Here is a 17,136-nt window from a genome sequence, read left to right as displayed (position 1 = left end):
TTCGATGTTTTATTCGCCACCAAGTCTCAACCGAAAAAATCCATGTTAATATGGATACAGTTTCAGCGGGATGACCCGCCAAGTTTGGGAGGAGTTAGCATGTTCAAAGGTACAGTCAAGTGGTTTGATCCAAGAAAAGGTTATGGATTCATCACCAAGGAAAATGGCGAAGATGTGTTTGTACACTTTTCAGCCATAAAGGTTGATGGATTCAAAACACTCAAGGAAGGCCAAAAGGTTCAGTTTGAAGTTCAGCAGACAAGCAAAGGTCCACAAGCTGTCAACGTAACGCTTATAAACTGAATCAAGCCTTAAAAGAAAGCGGAGCTGTTTGGCTCCGCTTTTTTCTTTTTTCACAGCAACGTGGCGATCATCAAAGCTTTTATCGTGTGCTTTCTGTTCTCAGATTCATCCCACACTTTGCTTTGTTTTCCTTCTATGACTTCGTAAGTTACCTCCTGACCTTTGACTGCAGGCAAGCAGTGCATGAAGATGGTTTCTTTTTTCCCTGTTTTTCTCATAAGTTCTTCGTTAACTTGATAAGGTCTTAACAACTTTTCTCTTTCCTGTTGTTTATCCTCTTCACCCATGGACGCCCAAACGTCTGTGTATATGACATCGGCTCCTTCGACGGCTTTGTCTGGGTCTTCGATTATCTCTATCTTTGCATCGGTTTCGGCAGCCACTTTCAAGCAAGTTTCAAGCAAGTTTTTGTCGGGATGCAGCTGCTTCGGTGCGCAGATCACGTAGTGCATTCCCATTTTTGCACAACCTATCATCAGAGAATTTGCCATGTTGTTTCTCCCGTCTCCCATGAAGACAAGTTTTATGCCTCTTAGTCTTCCAAAAACTTCCTTGATGGTCATCAAATCAGCCAGAACCTGCGTTGGATGGAAAGTATCGGTCAGACCATTGTAAACCGGAACACCTGCGTATTTTGCAAGGATTTCCACCGTTTCCTGCTTGAAACCTCTGAACATTATTGCATCGACCATTCTCCCAAGAACCCTTGCCGTATCCTCTATGGATTCTTTTGCACCAAGCTGTATGTCCTGGATTGAGAGAAATATCGGATGACCTCCTTCTTCTGCAAAGGCTGTTTCAAAGGCAAGCCTTGTTCTGGTTGACCTTTTTTCGAAAATCATCGCCAAAGTTTTCCCAACAAACCTCCTGTGGACAACCTTTGCTCTGCTTTCTCTTTTAACTTCAAAGGAAAGATCGAGTAAGTATTCAATCTCCTCAGGTGTGTACTCAAGAAGGGTTAAAAGTGATCTACCTGTTAAGTTGACCGCCATAACTCAACCTCCTTCACTCGTGGAATACGGCTATTTCTGACAAAGATTTCCTTGGCCTATCCTTCCTTGGCTCACCGGCATAACCAATAGGAATTATCGCAACGCAACGATGGCCTACTGGAAGATTCAAAACTTCTGCAACTTTCTTTTCGTCAAAGGCTCCCACCCAACAGGTGTCAAGACCATAGTTTCTAGCCAAAAGCAAGATGTGAGTTATCAAAGCAGCGGTATCTTGAATACAGTAAAGACTTCTTCCCCTTTCACCGTACCTAGAAGCGCTTTCCTCAGGAACGGCAACAACGCATATCACCCAAGGCGCTTCCATTATAAACATCTGACCACCAGCTGCGTCAGTCAAAAGCTCTTTAAGTCTGTAATCCCTAACTACGTGAATCCTCCAAGGTTGTCTGTTCCCAGCGCTTGGGGCGTTGAGGGCAAGCTGAAGGATTTCCACTATGATTTCCTTTGGAACATCCCTTGGCTCGTATCTCCTTATACTCCTTCTTGTTTTAACGGCTTCCACGATGTCCACCGTGCGCACCCCCCTATCAAAGTTTTACCATCTCATCCACCCTTGGACCTGTCGAAATGTAAACTATCCTTGCACCAGTTGCTTTTTCTACCTTCTCGATGAATTTTTCAAATTGCTTTGATGAAAGCTTTGACCACCCATCGAGGTACTCGTAAATCGGCTGAGCTTTGGATAAACAAGAAAGATTGTCAACAGCTTCCAAAATCTTCCCGGCGACTTTGTAAGCCACGCAGACTCCAATCTTTCCATAGCCACACAACACATCGGATTTTGTGAGTATCAAGCTTTTGCAACCACTCACTTCAACAGCGTACTTTAGCAAGACCAAGTCCAACCATCCACATCTTCTAGGCCTTCCAGTGGTTGCACCGTATTCTCCTCCGAGTTTTCTAAGTTTTTCTCCTTCCTCGCCCTTCAGTTCAGTCGGGAACGGACCTTCTCCTACGCGTGTTGTATAAGCTTTGAAAACCCCGAAGATTTCGTCAACGACAACGGGATACCCAAAGCCGGACTGAATTCCCGTACTGGAACAATTTGTTGAAGTTACAAAAGGATAGGTACCTGCATCAACATCGAGCAAAACACCTTGTGTACCTTCAAAAAGAAGGCTTTTCCCAGCAAGTGTTCTTATTGCTTCAACAGTGTTGATAATCAAATCCTTGATTCTTTCGTATTTCTCGTATAAATCTTGGACAATTTCATTTAAATTCACATCCAATTTCCATATCGAAACGATTTCTTGTATTCTCTGTCTTGTTGTTTCCTCATCCTGAAGATCCTCAAGTCTAAGCCCACATCTTAAAGCTTTGCTGGCATAAGACAAACCTATTCCCCTTCTTGTTGTACCGATTGTGCTTAACCGCGACGAATCTATTTTTGCGTCAAGTTCTCTGTAAATCGGTAGAACAACGTGGGCTTGATTTGAGATCCTAAGCAGATTCCTTGAACCTGGAACCATTTTTTCAAGTTGCTCGATTTCCTCCAAAAGCACCTGTAGGTCGATCACAACGCCGGAGCCTATGTACATCATCTTCTGCTTTTTGACGTTTGCCGAAGGAACAAGGTGGTGAACAACTTTGAAATCTCCGTAGTCAACAGTGTGACCGGCATTGCTTCCCCCAGAATACCTTACAACACAGTCAAAATCCTTTGAAAGATATGTAACCACCTTTCCTTTTCCCTCATCTCCCCATTGAAGACCTATCACCGCGGCGTTCAACTTTGCCATCCTCCCCCAAACCTTGAGTATATTTCATCAACATTTTTCAAATATTCCCTTGGATCAAAAATCTTTTCAATTTCTTCCTCATTCAAAATCGAGATATTTTTCTTTGCAAGTTCTTTTAAACTTTCGCCCGTTTTCCAACACCTGAGCGAAAGATTTTGAACCAGATCATAAGCTTCGCTCCTTGACATACCTTTGTCTATCAACGCAAGCATGAGCTTTTGGGAAAAAATTAGCCCGTTGGTCAAATTCAAATTCTTCAACATCCTATCTTTGTAGACAACAAGGTTTTCAAGCAGATAAACGGTCTTGACAAGCATGTAGTAGATCGTTTGAGTCGCATCCGGAAAGATGTACCTTTCAGCCGAAGAGTGTGAGATGTCCCTTTCGTGCCAAAGGTTGTTGTTTTCCAACGCAACACTGACATACGAACGCATGATTCTTGCAAGTCCACACAACCTTTCACACAGAATTGGGTTTTGCTTGTGCGGCATCGCGCTGGAACCTTTTTGACCCTCTTTGAAAGGTTCTTGAACTTCCAGCACTTCGGTTTTTTGAAGATGCCTTATTTCGGTGGCAATCCTTTCTATTCCACTTGCTAGCAAAGCCAAAGTAAATACGAAGAAGGCGTGGTGATCTCTGTTAACTATTTGGCTGGAAACAGGTGTTGGTTGAAGCCCCAAAATCTCAAGGGCAAGCTTTTCAACGGCAGGCGGAACATTTGCATAATTTCCGACAGCTCCACTTATCTTTCCATAGCTTATCTGCCTTCTTGCATACAAAAGTCTGTCTTTGTTTCTGAGCATCTCAGCATACCAGTTCAACACCTTTAAACCAAAGCTGGTTGGTTCAGCGTGAACACCGTGCGTTCTTCCAATGGTCAAAGTTTCCTTGTGCTCCAGGGCAAGTTTCCAAAGAACCTGAAGAAGTTTGTCAAGTTGTTCGATTATCAAATCGCAAGCTTTAACCAAAGCTAAAGAAAGCGCCGTATCTATAACATCAGAAGAAGTCAAACCATAGTGGAAAAAGCGCGCTTCATCACCCATTTTGCTCGTAGCCATCTTCACAAAGGCTATGACTTCATGATCGGTTTGTTTTTCAAACTCTTCAAACAGTTTTAAATCTATAACCGCATTCTTTTTAGCTTTCTCGGCTGAACCTGCTGGTATCATACCAAGCTTTTCGTAAGCTTCCATCACAGCAAGTTCTACTTCAAGCCATCTTTCAAGATTTGCTTTCGTCGTCCAAAGTTCTTTCATCGGAGATAGGGCATACCTTTCTACCACAACCTTTCCTCCTCTCGAACAAATCGCGAAGCGCTATCGGTGCGATCACAAGAAAAACTAAAATCGAGTATCTACCGAGTTTAAACCAAGTTATCCTGTACAAACCGTAAGAAACAAGAAGCCAAAAGGAAAACCAAAAAATATACCAGATTTTTTTGTAATAAGTTAAGTCGTAAGGCACAAGGGTTAAAACCGCCAGGTAAAACGGCGCAACACTGTAAGATCCCGCTCCCTTTAGCTTTGGAAGAACAGCAGCTGCGAAAGTTAATATAATCGTCAACGTGTGCAAAGTGTCAATTTTTCTGTTTTTTGAGAACACAACAAAATAAACAGAACTCAAAGTTAAAATCACAAAGAACAACAAAGTATTGAACAAATTCCTTTCAACAAGGTACAACAAACCAGTACCGATGATTGCAAGTAACACTTTTGCCATAAATATCACATCTTTTCTGGAGCACTTACACCAAGCAATTGCAAACCTTTCTTTAAAACCACAAGGGTTCCGTAAGACAAATTCAATCTTGCGTTGGACAATTTTGGGTTGTTTGGATCAACGATCAAACACTTCGTGTAAAAGGTGTGGAAAGAATATGCCAAAGCTTCAAGGTACTGAGTTAGTTTGTTTGGAGAAAGAGTTCTTGCAACATCCAGGAGAGCATCTTCAAAGCCATCCAAGGTTCTTATCAAATCGAGTTCTGGTTCTTCACCAAGTAGTTCCAAATCCTTTCCTTTGACGAATTCGACGTTTTTAAGCTTTGCTTGCTCAAACAAGCTGCATATTCGCGCATGTGCGTATTGAACGTAGTAAACCGGGTTGTCCATCGACTTTGCCTTGGCAAGATTTAGGTCGAAAATCATATGCGTGTTTGGATCTATCATCGCGAAGAAGTACCTAGTTGCATCGACGCCAACTTCGTCCATCAATTCCCTTAAAGTTACAAACTCACCTGCTCTAGTTGACATTCGAACGATTTCCTGCCCTCTTTTAAGCGTTACGAATTGATGGAGTATCACGTTGAAAAAGCCATCAGGTAATCCGAGTGCCTTCATCGCTGCGCGCATTCTTGGAATGTGACCATGGTGGTCCGAACCCCATATGTCGTAAACTTTTGCAAAACCTCTTTTGTACTTCTTGTAGTGATAAGCTATGTCTGTTAGAAAGTAAGTTAAACTTCCATCCTTTTTGATCAAAACTTTGTCTTCCTCATTTTCAAGCTCAGAAACTTTAAACCAAAGAGCTCCATCTTTCCAGTAAGTGTAACCTTTCTCTTCCAAAATCTTTAAAACCTCATTAACTGTACCATCTTCTATCAAGGATTTCTCCGAATAATAAACGTCAAAAGTGCATCCAAGATCATTCAAATCATGCTTCATGTCTTCAAGGATGCTTTTTACAGCATAGGTTTCAAAAAAGCTACTTATCTCTTCATCCCACTTTTCCTTAAACTTTTCACCCTGCTCTTCTATGAGCTTCTTGGCTATGTCTATCAAGTACTCTCCATGGTAACCATCCTGCGGAATTTCAAGATTTTCAACACCCAAAAGTTGGTTGTACCTAACCCAAAGCGATCTTCCAAGAAGTTTTATCTGCCTGCCAGCATCGTTTATGTACATTTCTCTAGTTACATCGTAGCCTAGCTGCTTAAAAACATTCGAAAGAACGTCTCCGATAACCAACTGCCTGCCATGTCCAACTGTGAACGGTCCCGTTGGATTTGCACTTCCATATTCAAACTGAATTTTCTCGGACGAAATTTTTGAAATCGGATAACCATCGTTTTCCACTATTCGTTTCAACACCGTTAAAAGCGCAGGTTTTCTCAATTTGAAATTTATAAATCCAGGTTTTGCTATGTCTACGCTCTCAAACAAATCTGTTTCTAGCAACCTTTCTCTAAGCTGCTCAGCGTAATTCATTGGGGATTTGGCAACGTATTTTGCTCCTACCAAGGCGGCATTGGTTGCAAAATCACCGAATTGCTTCGGTGCTTGCTGAACTTCAAATGGATAAATTTGTCCAACAACATCCAAAACAGCTTTTTCAACGGTTTCTTTTATCATCTGTTTTAGCAAACAAATCACCTCACAACAATTTACTTTTCATCAACTTATTCGTAGTATTGATGATTATCTCCAAATCCGAATTTTTCCCATCAATTATCAAAGCGTAAAACAGTTCTGCTTTCTTGTGAAAACCATATTTCTTTTTTCCGTTCACTTTTTCAACAACTGGCCTCCAAGAACCACAGTTCACATAGAATTTGTTGGAACCGTTGCACGGAATTATTCTAAACGTGCTGTGGTGAATGTGTCCAAAGATCACACCGTTTAGTTTTTCGAATTCAACTTTACCGTCTTCATACCCCAAAAGATCTTCTTTCTTCAACTTCCTTTTACCCAAAAGCAATCCTTTTGCGGCTCTGTACAGGTAATCTGTGTTTCTCACCCGGCGAATTTTCATCGCAAGTCTAACCAGAAGTGATCCAAGCTTCATTCCGCCGGCTTTGTTGAGAAAAAGCTTCGACATACAACTCATTATTGGAAAGTTTTTTCTCATCCAGAATTTTGCATCGGCAGTTCTCATCATTTTCAAAAAAGTGCTTATCCACATTTCAAGAATATCGAAACTAACTTCGTAAACATCGATTGCCCATTTGAACCAATGAAAAACATCGAGCATTGGCCTGACGTTATCGTAATCACGAATTATGTCCTCTGGAACAAGCGACTTTACCTTTTCATCGAAAAAGAACATCATGTACCTTGCGATGTAATCACCGAGTGGGGGAACCAAAGAACCGTTTTTCTTATCATATCCAAACTTGTTTATGATATCAAACTGGTTGCCGTGCATGGCAAGAATTCCAACTTCTGGAATGTAGTAATACGGAACTATCTCGATGTTGAAAAATTCCTTAAGCTTTTCTTTCAGCTTCTTGTTTTTCAAAAGGTAATAGTCATGGTTTCCAACGATGTAAACTATCCTGTGATTTTTCGAAAATTTCCTAAACGCCTCGAAGACAATTGGATGCTGTTTGAATATCTCAACAACAACAGTTTCGTCAATCTTTTCAATCAATTGATCAAAAGGTAAAAGACCTAGTTCTTTCACAGCTTGGCTTTCAAGTATTTCAAGACCATCACCAACGATGACCAGCTCAACATCAGACTGGTGCGAAAAATCGTCTAGCAGATCTGCTAGCTCTAGGTCAAACTGAAAATCATCTTTTGATGAGCCGTCTGCAATGTGAAGATCACTTATGAAAAGCCTTTTCATATCCTTCCCCTGTTTCTTGCTTCCCTTTTTCGATTATACACTAAACAGTTTTTGCGAATCTTCTTTTCTGCTGCATTTTGGCTATAATATTTTTGAACCAATAATGAAACCTGAGGTGAAAGCGTTTGAAAGCCTCAACTATTCGAAAACTTTTCATCAACAACCTCAAACTGGTCTTGTTTGTAGCGGCGATGATTTTCGCCGTTCTAAATCTTACTTTTTTGAAACTTTTCGATAATTTGTATATAAAAATATGATTTTGCCTTTGGCAAATTACACCTTGAAAACAACACAGCTTACTATGCTGACTTTAACAGATTTATACAACATAGCTTTAAGCGATCTAGAAAAATTTTTGGATACAATGTACAATTACCTCAAAATCAATCCAAACGCTTTAGATGAACAAATTCAAAACATTTTGGAAAATTTGTGGAACAAAGATGAGCCGATCAACTGGTATTTAATTAACGAAAATGGCGTTATTGAAAGGACAAATTATCCACCCGATCTTGGTTTGAACCTATCTTTGAAAATATTCTACTGGGAAAAACTTTCAACGCTTAAACCTGGCCAAAAACTTTTCGACCCACTCACTTTCGAAGTCAAAACAGGTTTACCCAGATTCTTTTCCTATGTGAAGTTAGACGATGGAAGAATTTTTGAGATAGGGATTTTTGTTGGCAAGCAAAACGTGGAAAGATTTTTGGCCTCGCTGAAAGAGCTTTTAAGTTCCGTTTCGACTTTGACTGAAATTTTGATCTTCACAGAAAACCTTGCACCAATTTCACCTGAGTTCAGATTGACGGAAGAAGATAGGAAAAACTTTCAACGGCTGTCAAACGAAGGTTTTTTCGTAGTCAAGAATCCTGATAAAACAACGGCGGTGTACGGGTTGGTAAAGCATAAAGATTGCCCTTTTACTTTTATGGTAAAGATGAACTTTCAACTTTTCCGCTATACAATGCGAGAAACACATTTTTGATAGCTTTGAATTCAATTTTTGCTGGACTAATTGTTATATTTATGCTTTCGAGCATAACTTCAGCAAAGAAAATAGTGAACGTGATAGACACTTTGGTTCAGCGTGTCTTTGAAGAAAATCAGGAAACCTCGCAAACCGGGATAGAGGAAATCGATCGATTGATACGAAGATACGAAGAATTAATATCAAACCTTCGTCAATCGGCAAGCTCAATGAGCAAGCAAATTCAAAAGCTTTCGGAGCAAATAAAGTTTCAAATGGAAGTTCAGAGAAAACTCGCAGAACTTGCAACAGTTGATGAACTAACGGGTACTTTGAACAGAAGAGCAGCACTTGAAATACTCGAAAAGCTTCTTAAAACAAATTTGTCAGTCGTTTCACTTTGTTATTTCGACGTGGATCGTTTGAAGTTCGTCAACGACAACTTTGGCCACGACGTGGGTGATATATTGCTTCGCCATGTTATAAACAAGATTAAAAAATACCTTCGAAGAAGCGATCACATTGCAAGAATGGGCGGCGATGAGTTTTTGATAATCCTTCCAGAAGTTCGAAAAAAAAGAAGCCGAGCTTATAATGCAAAGAATTTTAAATGTACTCAACGATGAGGAAAAACCAAAGCAACTTCAACAAGTAAACGTATCGATAAGCTATGGTATAATTGAGTTCAAACCATCACGTGAGATAGACATACAAGCCGTTCTAAAACAGCTAGACGAACTGATGTACGAGCATAAAAAACGCTTTAAAAATAAGAGAACCTAAAGAAGGAATATAACAGCTAGAAAAACTAAATCCTCCGTTTCAGATGTGTTTTCAATCGAATGGCTGTGTCCTGATTGTGTCAAACAAACATCTCCAGCTTGAATAGGTATAGTTTTGTCGTCTTCGTGAAACAATCCTTTTCCGGAAAGAATGTAAAAAATTTCGAACTCGTTTTCATGTTTGTGAAAGCCAACAGAAGAATTCGGTTTAACCGTTAACTTCGCAAACAACCTTGCCTTGCCTTCAAGAAGCTGCTTGTCAACAAGGTGTTGAATCTCGACCTTACCTTTGCCACCCCTCATGTTTTCAATCAAATCCACCTTCATCTCTTCAGGTTTTATCACCATCGTTTATCCCTCCTCTTGGAAATATGAGTAGGGTACTTGAAATGTTTCTAAGGATATGCTATCATAATGAAGGCGTGGGTGCGTAGCTCAGTGGAAGAGCGCTTCCTTGACGAGGAAGAGGTCGTAGGTTCAATCCCTGCCGCACCCACCACGAAAGGGGTCCGTTACGGACCCCTTAATTTCATAGGAGGAAAAGTATGGATAGGCTAGACTTTGCAATAAAACTGTCAAGACAAGTTGGTTTTTATTTGCTTCAATACTGGGGAAGAGCCGAAAACGTTCGTGAAAAAAGCTCTTTCCAGGATCTGGTAACTGATTGCGACAAACAAGCACAGAAAATGATAGTAGACCAAATACGAAAAAATTTTCCGGAAGATTCAATCTTAGCCGAAGAAGGACTTTTTGAAGATGGAGATAAACTTTGGATCATTGACCCAATAGATGGAACGATGAATTTTGTCCATGGTTTACCATCTTTCGGTGTCGGCATAGCTTACGTTGAAAAAGGCAACGTAGTGCTCGGAGTTGCGCACGATCCTGTTTTGAACGAAACCTTTTACTGTGTTCAAAACCAAGGTGCTTATAAAAACGGCGAAAGAATTAAGGTTTCTTCCAACGATAAATTGAAAGACTGTATTGGAAACGTTGGATTTTACATTGATTTTACTGGGAAATTCTTAAGCTTGATGGAAAAAAGAGTACGAAGAATGAGAATAATGGGAAGCGCAATTCTGGCAGGAGCTTATGTGGCGTGTGGAAGGTTTGACTTTTTCGTTGCGCGCAGAGCAAACCCTTGGGATGTTGCACCTGTTCTTTTGATGGTGAAAGAAGCCGGTGGAATGGTGACTGATATTTGGGGAAACGAAGCCACCTTGAGTTCGAAAAGCTTTGTTTTCAGCAACAAAGCTATTCACGAAGAACTTTTGAAAGTCATACAAGAAGCGGATCGGTAAAAAAACACATGCTTTCCTTCGGCTGTTTGGATGAAAAGAATCTGAAAAAGCTTGCCAAAATCGTTGCAGAAGAGCTTGGAGAAATAAAATTATTGCTTTTGATTGGTGAACTTGGAAGCGGAAAAACCACTTTTGTAAGGGGCTTTGTTACTCACTTTGGGCTTGATGAATCTGTCGTCAAAAGTCCCACCTTTTCTATTTTGAACATTTACAAAGGCTCCAAAGTCATTTATCACATGGATTTGTACAGGGTAGAGCAGCCGGACGAAGAAATTCTGATGGAAATCGAAGAGGCATTGGAACAAAATAACACCGTTTTGATAATAGAATGGGCTGATAGGATTGAAAACTTTTGGCCCGAAAAGTTTTTGAAGATTAAATTCGACTTTTGCGATGAAGGAAGAACTGTGCTGATCGAATGCTTTGATGAAAAACTCTTGGAAAAAATATCGTCGAGGTGGTTTGGTGGCAAAAAAATTTGAAAAACTTGAAAAGTATGCAAAGGAAACAATAGAAGAATCTCAACTTCCAAAAACTTTACCGTTGATCCCGCTTAGAAACGGGATGGTTGTATTTCCGCACACCGTTGTTCCAATCCACGTTGCCAGGGAAAAATCATTGGAAGCGCTTGAAAAATCATTGGAGAACTATCAACAATTCATATTCATCACCACTCAAAAAGATCCAAAGATTGAGGATCCAACCTTTGAACAAATCAACAGCGTTGGCACCATTTCAAGAATTCTTCAAGTCGCAAGAATGCCGGATGGAAGTTATAGAGTTTTGATAGAAGGCTTACAGAGAGCAAGAGCTTATGAGGTTGTCGAAACCGAACCAATGATAGTCAAACTTGAAATACTGACAACAAAATACAAATTCACAAAAAAACTGGAAGCCCTTGTAAGAAGCGTGATGGAAAACTTTTCAAAGTATGCTTCTTACACTCAAAGATACTCACAGGAAACCCTTTCTGCCGTTGCGGAAATCGACGATCCAGATAAACTGGCAGATTTCATAGCTTCATTGCTTTTTGTTCCTTTTGAAAAAAGACAAGCTTTACTTGAGGAAGTTCATCCAACAAAAAGATTGGAAATGCTTCTTGAAATTCTTTCACATGAGAATGAAATTCTTGAGCTTGAAAATGAGTTGAACAACAAAGTTAGAAAGAAGATAGAAGAATCGCAAAAAGAGTACTTTTTGAGAGAAAAGTTGAAGGCAATAAGCGAAGAACTTGGAGAGAAAAACCCAGAAGTAGCAGAACTCCGCAAAAAGATCGAACAAACAGCTTTGCCAGAGTATGTTAGGCAGAAAGCCATCATGGAACTTGAAAGACTTGAAAAAACCCCACCTTATTCAGCCGAGGCAACCGTTATTCGAACGTACTTGGACTGGATTTTGAACCTTCCTTGGAATACAACAACTGAAGACAACGAAGATATGACAAAAGCAAGAAAAGTTCTTGAGGCAAGTCACTATGGATTGGAAGAAGCAAAAGAAAGGATTTTGGAATTTTTAGCTGTTAGAAAAAGAAGTAAATCCGTTCGAGCTCCTATACTGTGTTTGGTTGGCCCTCCCGGAGTTGGAAAAACATCGCTTGGCAAAGCCGTCGCTGACGCCTTGAACCGAAAATTTGTCAGAATGTCGCTCGGAGGTTTAAGAGACGAAGCCGAAATAAAAGGGCATAGAAGAACTTATGTTGGCGCAATGCCTGGAAGAATAATTCAGCTGATTCGAACTGCTCAAACCAAAAATCCCGTTATGCTTTTGGACGAAATAGATAAATTAGCTATAAGTTTTCAAGGTGATCCTGCGGCAGCACTTTTGGAAGTTTTGGATCCAGAACAAAACAAAGAATTTGTGGATCATTATTTGGAGATACCCTTTGACCTTTCCCAAGTTCTCTTCATAACTACTGCAAACACAACTCATACCATACCACCTGCCCTTTTGGACAGGATGGAGGTCATAGAGCTTGGAAGTTACACTGAGGAAGAAAAAATTGTCATAGCGAAGGATTATATCCTTCCAAAGATAATGAAAGAAATGTCTGTTTCCCCTGATCAATTGAAAATCGATAAGAAAGTCATTCGTAAGGTTATATCCGATTACACAAAGGAAGCAGGAGTGAGACAGCTTACCAGAAACTTGGAAAAGCTGGTGAGAAAGGTTGTACTTCAACTTGAGGAAGGCGCAGAAAAGGTTGAGATCAAGCCAAAAGATCTTTCAAAATATCTTGGTGTCGAGCGATTTTACAACGAACTGGTGCTTTCAGAGCCAGAAGTTGGTGCCGTGAACGGTTTGGCTTGGACAGAGTACGGCGGCACGGTTTTGATAGTTGAAGCTTTGCTGATGCCTGGAAAAGGCCAACTCATATTAACTGGAAGATTAGGCGAGGTGATGAAGGAATCAGCCAGAATAGCCTTGAGCGTTGCAAGGGCTTTCTGTGGAGAAAAGTACAAAGAAATTTTTGAACAAAACGATCTTCACATCAACTTACCGGAAGGAGCGGTACCAAAAGATGGTCCATCGGCCGGAGTGACGATGGCCACCGCGATAATATCGTGTGTCACGGCAAGAAAAGTTCGAAACGATGTCGCAATGACTGGTGAGCTCACCTTGAGAGGCAGGGTTTTGGCAGTTGGTGGAATAAAAGAAAAGATTCTTGCAGCTTACAGAAACGGGATAAAAAAGGTTTTGATCCCAAAGGCAAACGAAAAAGAACTTGTGAAAATTCCACAGCAAGTTCTCAAAAAACTTGAGATTGTTCTTGTTGAAACAATAGATCAGGTGGTTGAAGAAGCATGTTTGTGAAAGAAGCGGAGTTTTTAACCAGTTGTTATTCTCCAAACGATTTTCCAAAACCGCTCCTTGGTGAAATTTGCTTTGCGGGACGTTCAAATGTGGGAAAATCAACGCTTTTGAACAATATCTTTGGAAAAAAGTTGGCGTACGTCAGTAAAACGCCTGGAAAAACCCGTGCGATAAATTTCTACATCGTTAACGGAAAGTATTATTTCGTCGATTTACCTGGCTATGGTTTTGCTCTAAGGTCAAAGGAAGAAAGAATGCGTTGGAAAAACCTGATAGAAACGTACTTTAGGATTAGGAGAGATCAAATAAAGTCTGCAGTTCTCATAGTCGATGGTAGACTTGAACCCCAACAGAGTGATAAAATGTTTGTAGAATGGTGCGATTACTATGGTATAAATGTTATAATAGTTGCAAGCAAAGTGGATAAGGTGAGTAAATCGCAAATAGGTTTGATAAAAGAGAAATTTGAGCGAGAGTTTGGTAGAGAAGTTTTACCTTATTCAGGGGTTACCAAGTTTGGTTTGAGTGAAGTTGTTGAAAAAATAAGATCATGTTTGGAAAACGCCGGGGCATGAAAAATTAAACAGCGAAGCAACCTTGAGCGGAGATCGAAAAGAAGCGAAGCAAAAAATCCAGCCGTGAGGGGGGATAGCAATGAAAAAGCTCTGGAAAGTCTTTGTTGTCGCCGGCAGTCTTTTGATGCTCTTGATCTCCGCAGTTGCCAATATAGAATGGTGGTAAAAAGATGAATGCCCCGGCGAGGGAGCGGAGAAACGGATGAAAAGGACAAGAATTATAAGCTATGTGTTGTTTGTTTTTATTTGTTTCCTTTGTCTTTTTTTTGCAAGTTTTCATAAGGATCTAAGGTTTGATTCAAAGTTTTTGGTTTTCCTTGTTATGAGTATTGCTTTTGAGATTGTTGGTTTTTCCATGTATACATTTTCTAACCACAGAATAAGACTTACTGGCGGAATAATAACCAATATCCTTGCCGCTTGCTTTTTACCAACTTTTCAAACAATCCTGGTTGCAATTTCCGCGGTGATTTTTTCTGGAACAATCTTGGTGAAAAGTCGTGATCCATTGAAATATCTTTTCAACATCTCCCAAATAGGCTTGTCTGCTGGCCTTGCCGCTGTTTTATTCAAAAGTATAGCCACTGGAAAAGTTTACATAGACATTTGGTTTGTGCTCTTAGCATCTGCTTTGTACATATTTCTCAACACATTCTTTGTTTCAATTGTGTACATGCTCACATTTCAACAAACCCTTACGAACAGTCTGTCCATCACTTTAAAAGGGCCATCTGCGGGAGCTTTGATGATCGTTCCCGTCATTCTCTCAAGTTACATCCTGTACTATCTTCTCGATGTGAAAGCAATTGGGTTGATTTTCATCATTTTCCTTGCCGGTCAACTTGGAAATTACTTCAGGGCGGAATATGAAGAATCACGTTTGGAAAACTTGAAGCTTCTTGTCAAAAGCTTGGAGATGAAAGATTCTTATACAAGAGGGCACAGCGAACGCGCAGCCACTCTGGCTTACAAAATTGCAAAAAAGCTGGGGCTAGCTGAAACGAATTGTCAAAGGATCAAAGACGCCTGTCTTCTTCACGACGTTGGAAAGATTGGTATACCTGATTATATCCTCAACAAACCTGATAAACTGACTAGCGAAGAATATCAGATCATAAAGACACACCCGGTAAAATCCGAAGAACTTTTGGAAACCGTGGCAAGGTTTCGAAAAAAAGAAGCAAAATGGGTTAGACATCACCATGAACATTGGGACGGTTTTGGCTATCCAGATGGTTTAAAAGGCGAGCAGATTCCCATAGAATCCAGGATAATTGCAGCTGCAGATATCTATGAAGCCTTGACGAGCGACAGGCCTTACCGAAAAGCTTATTCAAAGGAAGAAGCGTTGAAATTAATTCAAGAAGTGGCTGGCACCGTTTTGGATCCAAAGGTTGCAAAAGTTTTGATTGAAGTTGTCATCGAAGATCCGTGCGAAAACGAAAAAGAGACAAAATAAGCATCACTTCTCCTATGCCTATTCCAAGTTCCTTTGCTATTTGTGCTTCGCTTTTTCCTTCCTGATAAAGCAACAAAATCTTTTTTTCTAAGGAATTTTCCTGCGTTTTTTCTGTCTCTTTATTCGTCTCCACTTTTTCTTCAATATCGCTGATAACCTCATCTTGTTTCTGGTCCTTTTGAAAAGTTTCTTCAATCCCAAGATTCTTTGCAAGAACTTTAGATTCCTGGCAGCTCAAGACCGCGTACAAACTGTTGGCTTGTTGTATGAGCTTTCTCATTTCATCCATCTTTTTCTCAAGCATCTGCAATCTGACCGCCGAAAGATGTCTAAACTGTCCCATCAATTGAAGCATTCTATCTTCAAATTTTTCATATTCTTCCACGTTTGGTGAAGGTTTGTCCAAATTTGCAAGAAAAACACCCCAAGCAAACGCAACAGTTGCCAAAGTGCCAAAAAACACAAACCAATACAGAAATTCCACCATCACGTGTCCTTCACCTGCTCTCAAATGTGTTCTGCTTTGATTTTACACGAAATTACAAATCGAATTTTCGACGAATTATATCTAAATTTTATGGTAAAATTGGTTAAACAAGCTAGGGAGGTGAAACTATGGAATACAGAAAAGTTGGAAAATGGGGTTTAAAAGTTAGCGAACTTTCATTGGGCACTTGGGTCACCTTTGCAAACCAACTGGATTTGGAAAACGCCAAGCTTTTGGTTAAAAAAGCTTTTGAGAGTGGAGTGAACTTCATCGACTGCGCTGAAGCTTACGCCTCAGGCATGGCCGAAGCCATGCTTGGTGAGATTTTGAAATATTACAAACGATCGGACTGGGTTATTTCAACCAAGATCTTTTGGGGTGGCAGTGGCCCAAACGAAAAGGGGCTTTCGCGAAAACATCTTCTTGAGGGAACTTGGGCAAGTTTAAAACGTCTTCAACTTGACTATGTCGATTTGTTGTACTGTCATAGACCAGATCCAGAGGTTCCAATGGAAGAGATAGTTTGGACGATGGATCAAATTGTGAGAAGTGGTTTGGCTTTGTATTGGGGTACAAGTGAATGGAGCGCTGAGCAAATAGAACAAGCCCACCAAATTGCCGAAAGATACAACTGCATTCCACCGATAGTCGAGCAACCGCAGTACAACTTGTTAGTCAGAGAAAGAGTTGAAAAAGAATACCTACCACTTTATGAAAAGTACGGGATGGGGTTGACCACGTACAGCCCCCTTGCTTCTGGTGTTTTGTCTGGGAAGTACAACAAGGGAATACCTGAAGATTCAAGGCTTGGAAGGTTTGAAATGATCAGGAAGTGGATGCAAGAACGTGGAATATTGTCGGAAAAAACCTTTGCAAAGCTTGAAAAGCTTCAAACAGTTGCCGATCAACTTGGATGCACCCTTGCACAGCTTTCAATAGCTTGGTGTCTCAAAAATCCAAGAGTTTCAAGTGTCATCCTTGGGGCTTCGAAAATAGAACAATTTGAGGAGAACATAAAAGCAATAGAAGTGAAAGAAAAACTCACAGACGATGTGATGAAACAAATAGACCAGATACTCTCCGAATAGCTTTCCATTAAAAGTATTCATGCAAACTCGGCACGTTTTACAAAATTT

The 17,136-nt window shown here is 40.3% G+C and carries 19 protein-coding genes and 1 tRNA gene; 11 read left to right on the top strand and 9 right to left on the bottom strand.

The window, feature by feature from the left end; translation table 11 throughout:
- Window positions 1-99: 99 nt before the first annotated feature.
- Window positions 100-303 carry a cold-shock protein gene (locus THETH_RS09400; protein WP_013933115.1) on the top strand — a complete coding sequence of 68 codons (204 nt, stop codon included), beginning with the start codon at window positions 100-102 and terminating at the stop codon, window positions 301-303.
- A 50-nt stretch (window positions 304-353) separates the two neighbouring features.
- Here THETH_RS09400 and argF read toward each other — a convergent pair whose 3' ends face one another.
- From argF to THETH_RS09365, 7 genes are read right to left on the bottom strand one after another with little or no spacing between them, the layout of a single operon-like run.
- Window positions 354-1,295 (bottom strand): ornithine carbamoyltransferase, encoded by a 942-nt coding sequence (argF, locus tag THETH_RS09395; RefSeq protein ID WP_013933114.1) that lies wholly within the window; start codon window positions 1,293-1,295, stop codon window positions 354-356.
- Window positions 1,296-1,308: 13 nt separating this feature from the next.
- Entirely contained in the window at window positions 1,309-1,827 is a 519-nt protein-coding gene (locus tag THETH_RS09390) for a nitroreductase family protein (RefSeq protein WP_013933113.1), read from the bottom strand.
- A gap of 16 nt (window positions 1,828-1,843) precedes the next feature.
- Window positions 1,844-3,046 carry an adenylosuccinate synthase gene (locus THETH_RS09385; RefSeq protein WP_013933112.1) on the bottom strand — a complete coding sequence of 401 codons (1,203 nt, stop codon included), beginning with the start codon at window positions 3,044-3,046 and terminating at the stop codon, window positions 1,844-1,846.
- Entirely contained in the window at window positions 3,043-4,338 is a 1,296-nt protein-coding gene (purB, locus tag THETH_RS09380) for an adenylosuccinate lyase (RefSeq protein WP_013933111.1), read from the bottom strand. Before purB ends, THETH_RS09385 begins: the two co-directional genes overlap by 4 nt.
- Window positions 4,277-4,774, bottom strand: coding sequence for a hypothetical protein (locus tag THETH_RS09375; RefSeq protein WP_041446459.1), 498 nt, complete (start codon window positions 4,772-4,774; stop codon window positions 4,277-4,279). Before THETH_RS09375 ends, purB begins: the two co-directional genes overlap by 62 nt.
- A gap of 5 nt (window positions 4,775-4,779) precedes the next feature.
- Window positions 4,780-6,414, bottom strand: a complete 1,635-nt coding sequence (gene argS / locus THETH_RS09370) for an arginine--tRNA ligase (protein ID WP_013933109.1) — start codon at window positions 6,412-6,414, stop codon at window positions 4,780-4,782.
- 10 nt (window positions 6,415-6,424) lie between these two features.
- On the bottom strand, window positions 6,425-7,618 hold the full coding sequence (locus tag THETH_RS09365) for a metallophosphoesterase (RefSeq protein WP_013933108.1): 1,194 nt from the start codon (window positions 7,616-7,618) through the stop codon (window positions 6,425-6,427).
- Between the two features lie 253 nt (window positions 7,619-7,871).
- Between THETH_RS09365 and THETH_RS09360 the strand changes: the two genes are divergently transcribed.
- The 3 genes from THETH_RS09360 to THETH_RS09350 are packed head-to-tail and all read left to right on the top strand — an operon-like array spanning window position 7,872 to window position 9,368.
- A complete protein-coding gene (locus tag THETH_RS09360) occupies window positions 7,872-8,603 on the top strand; it encodes a hypothetical protein (RefSeq protein WP_041446458.1) in 732 nt (243 codons plus the stop codon).
- Window positions 8,600-9,211 (top strand): GGDEF domain-containing protein, encoded by a 612-nt coding sequence (locus tag THETH_RS09355; RefSeq protein ID WP_041446457.1) that lies wholly within the window; start codon window positions 8,600-8,602, stop codon window positions 9,209-9,211. The genes THETH_RS09360 and THETH_RS09355 overlap by 4 nt, the downstream gene beginning before the upstream one ends.
- Window positions 9,180-9,368, top strand: coding sequence for a diguanylate cyclase domain-containing protein (locus tag THETH_RS09350; RefSeq protein WP_041446456.1), 189 nt, complete (start codon window positions 9,180-9,182; stop codon window positions 9,366-9,368). Before THETH_RS09355 ends, THETH_RS09350 begins: the two co-directional genes overlap by 32 nt.
- Here the strand turns inward: THETH_RS09350 and THETH_RS09345 are convergent.
- Window positions 9,365-9,715 carry a cupin domain-containing protein gene (locus tag THETH_RS09345; protein ID WP_013933107.1) on the bottom strand — a complete coding sequence of 117 codons (351 nt, stop codon included), beginning with the start codon at window positions 9,713-9,715 and terminating at the stop codon, window positions 9,365-9,367. The two genes, THETH_RS09350 and THETH_RS09345, sit on opposite strands and share 4 nt — an antisense overlap.
- Before the next feature lie 76 nt (window positions 9,716-9,791).
- Between THETH_RS09345 and THETH_RS09340 the strand changes: the two genes are divergently transcribed.
- The 6 genes from THETH_RS09340 (at window position 9,792) to THETH_RS09315 (ending at window position 15,513) form a co-directional block, all read left to right on the top strand.
- Window positions 9,792-9,866 (top strand) — tRNA-Val (locus tag THETH_RS09340).
- Between the two features lie 46 nt (window positions 9,867-9,912).
- Window positions 9,913-10,668 (top strand): inositol monophosphatase family protein, encoded by a 756-nt coding sequence (locus tag THETH_RS09335; protein WP_013933106.1) that lies wholly within the window; start codon window positions 9,913-9,915, stop codon window positions 10,666-10,668.
- A 26-nt stretch (window positions 10,669-10,694) separates the two neighbouring features.
- Window positions 10,695-11,150, top strand: coding sequence for a tRNA (adenosine(37)-N6)-threonylcarbamoyltransferase complex ATPase subunit type 1 TsaE (tsaE, locus tag THETH_RS09330; RefSeq protein WP_245530489.1), 456 nt, complete (start codon window positions 10,695-10,697; stop codon window positions 11,148-11,150).
- The gene (gene lon / locus THETH_RS09325; protein ID WP_052295994.1) at window positions 11,095-13,479 is read left to right on the top strand and encodes an endopeptidase La; all 2,385 of its coding nucleotides are present in this window, start codon (window positions 11,095-11,097) and stop codon (window positions 13,477-13,479) included. Before tsaE ends, lon begins: the two co-directional genes overlap by 56 nt.
- Window positions 13,470-14,054: a ribosome biogenesis GTP-binding protein YihA/YsxC gene (gene yihA / locus THETH_RS09320; protein ID WP_013933103.1), complete on the top strand. Its 585-nt coding sequence runs from the start codon at window positions 13,470-13,472 to the stop codon at window positions 14,052-14,054. Before lon ends, yihA begins: the two co-directional genes overlap by 10 nt.
- Window positions 14,055-14,256: 202 nt before the next feature.
- On the top strand, window positions 14,257-15,513 hold the full coding sequence (locus tag THETH_RS09315) for an HD-GYP domain-containing protein (protein ID WP_013933102.1): 1,257 nt from the start codon (window positions 14,257-14,259) through the stop codon (window positions 15,511-15,513).
- Here THETH_RS09315 and THETH_RS09310 read toward each other — a convergent pair.
- Complete coding sequence (locus tag THETH_RS09310; protein WP_245530487.1) at window positions 15,473-16,000, bottom strand: DUF6115 domain-containing protein; 528 nt, start codon at window positions 15,998-16,000, stop codon at window positions 15,473-15,475. The two genes, THETH_RS09315 and THETH_RS09310, sit on opposite strands and share 41 nt — an antisense overlap.
- 128 nt (window positions 16,001-16,128) lie before the next feature.
- Between THETH_RS09310 and THETH_RS09305 the strand changes: the two genes are divergently transcribed.
- Window positions 16,129-17,088 (top strand): potassium channel beta subunit family protein, encoded by a 960-nt coding sequence (locus THETH_RS09305; RefSeq protein ID WP_013933100.1) that lies wholly within the window; start codon window positions 16,129-16,131, stop codon window positions 17,086-17,088.
- The last annotated feature ends 48 nt before the right edge of the window (window positions 17,089-17,136 follow it).

The organism is Pseudothermotoga thermarum DSM 5069 (genome assembly GCF_000217815.1).
GTDB lineage: Bacteria > Thermotogota > Thermotogae > Thermotogales > DSM-5069 > Pseudothermotoga > Pseudothermotoga thermarum.
Note: the sequence above shows the minus strand (reverse complement) of the source record. Positions and strands in the feature narration are given on the sequence as shown.

Coding starts and splice junctions, on each gene's coding strand:
- THETH_RS09400 (WP_013933115.1), top strand. CDS start 100: ATGTTCAAAGGTACAGTCAAGTGGTTTGATCCAAGAAAAGGTTATGGA.
- argF (WP_013933114.1), bottom strand. CDS start 1,295: ATGGCGGTCAACTTAACAGGTAGATCACTTTTAACCCTTCTTGAGTAC.
- THETH_RS09375 (WP_041446459.1), bottom strand. CDS start 4,774: ATGGCAAAAGTGTTACTTGCAATCATCGGTACTGGTTTGTTGTACCTT.
- THETH_RS09365 (WP_013933108.1), bottom strand. CDS start 7,618: ATGAAAAGGCTTTTCATAAGTGATCTTCACATTGCAGACGGCTCATCA.
- THETH_RS09360 (WP_041446458.1), top strand. CDS start 7,872: ATGATTTTGCCTTTGGCAAATTACACCTTGAAAACAACACAGCTTACT.
- THETH_RS09350 (WP_041446456.1), top strand. CDS start 9,180: ATGCAAAGAATTTTAAATGTACTCAACGATGAGGAAAAACCAAAGCAA.
- THETH_RS09345 (WP_013933107.1), bottom strand. CDS start 9,715: ATGGTGATAAAACCTGAAGAGATGAAGGTGGATTTGATTGAAAACATG.
- THETH_RS09335 (WP_013933106.1), top strand. CDS start 9,913: ATGGATAGGCTAGACTTTGCAATAAAACTGTCAAGACAAGTTGGTTTT.
- lon (WP_052295994.1), top strand. CDS start 11,095: ATGAAAAACTCTTGGAAAAAATATCGTCGAGGTGGTTTGGTGGCAAAA.
- yihA (WP_013933103.1), top strand. CDS start 13,470: ATGTTTGTGAAAGAAGCGGAGTTTTTAACCAGTTGTTATTCTCCAAAC.
- THETH_RS09315 (WP_013933102.1), top strand. CDS start 14,257: ATGAAAAGGACAAGAATTATAAGCTATGTGTTGTTTGTTTTTATTTGT.
- THETH_RS09310 (WP_245530487.1), bottom strand. CDS start 16,000: ATGGTGGAATTTCTGTATTGGTTTGTGTTTTTTGGCACTTTGGCAACT.
- THETH_RS09305 (WP_013933100.1), top strand. CDS start 16,129: ATGGAATACAGAAAAGTTGGAAAATGGGGTTTAAAAGTTAGCGAACTT.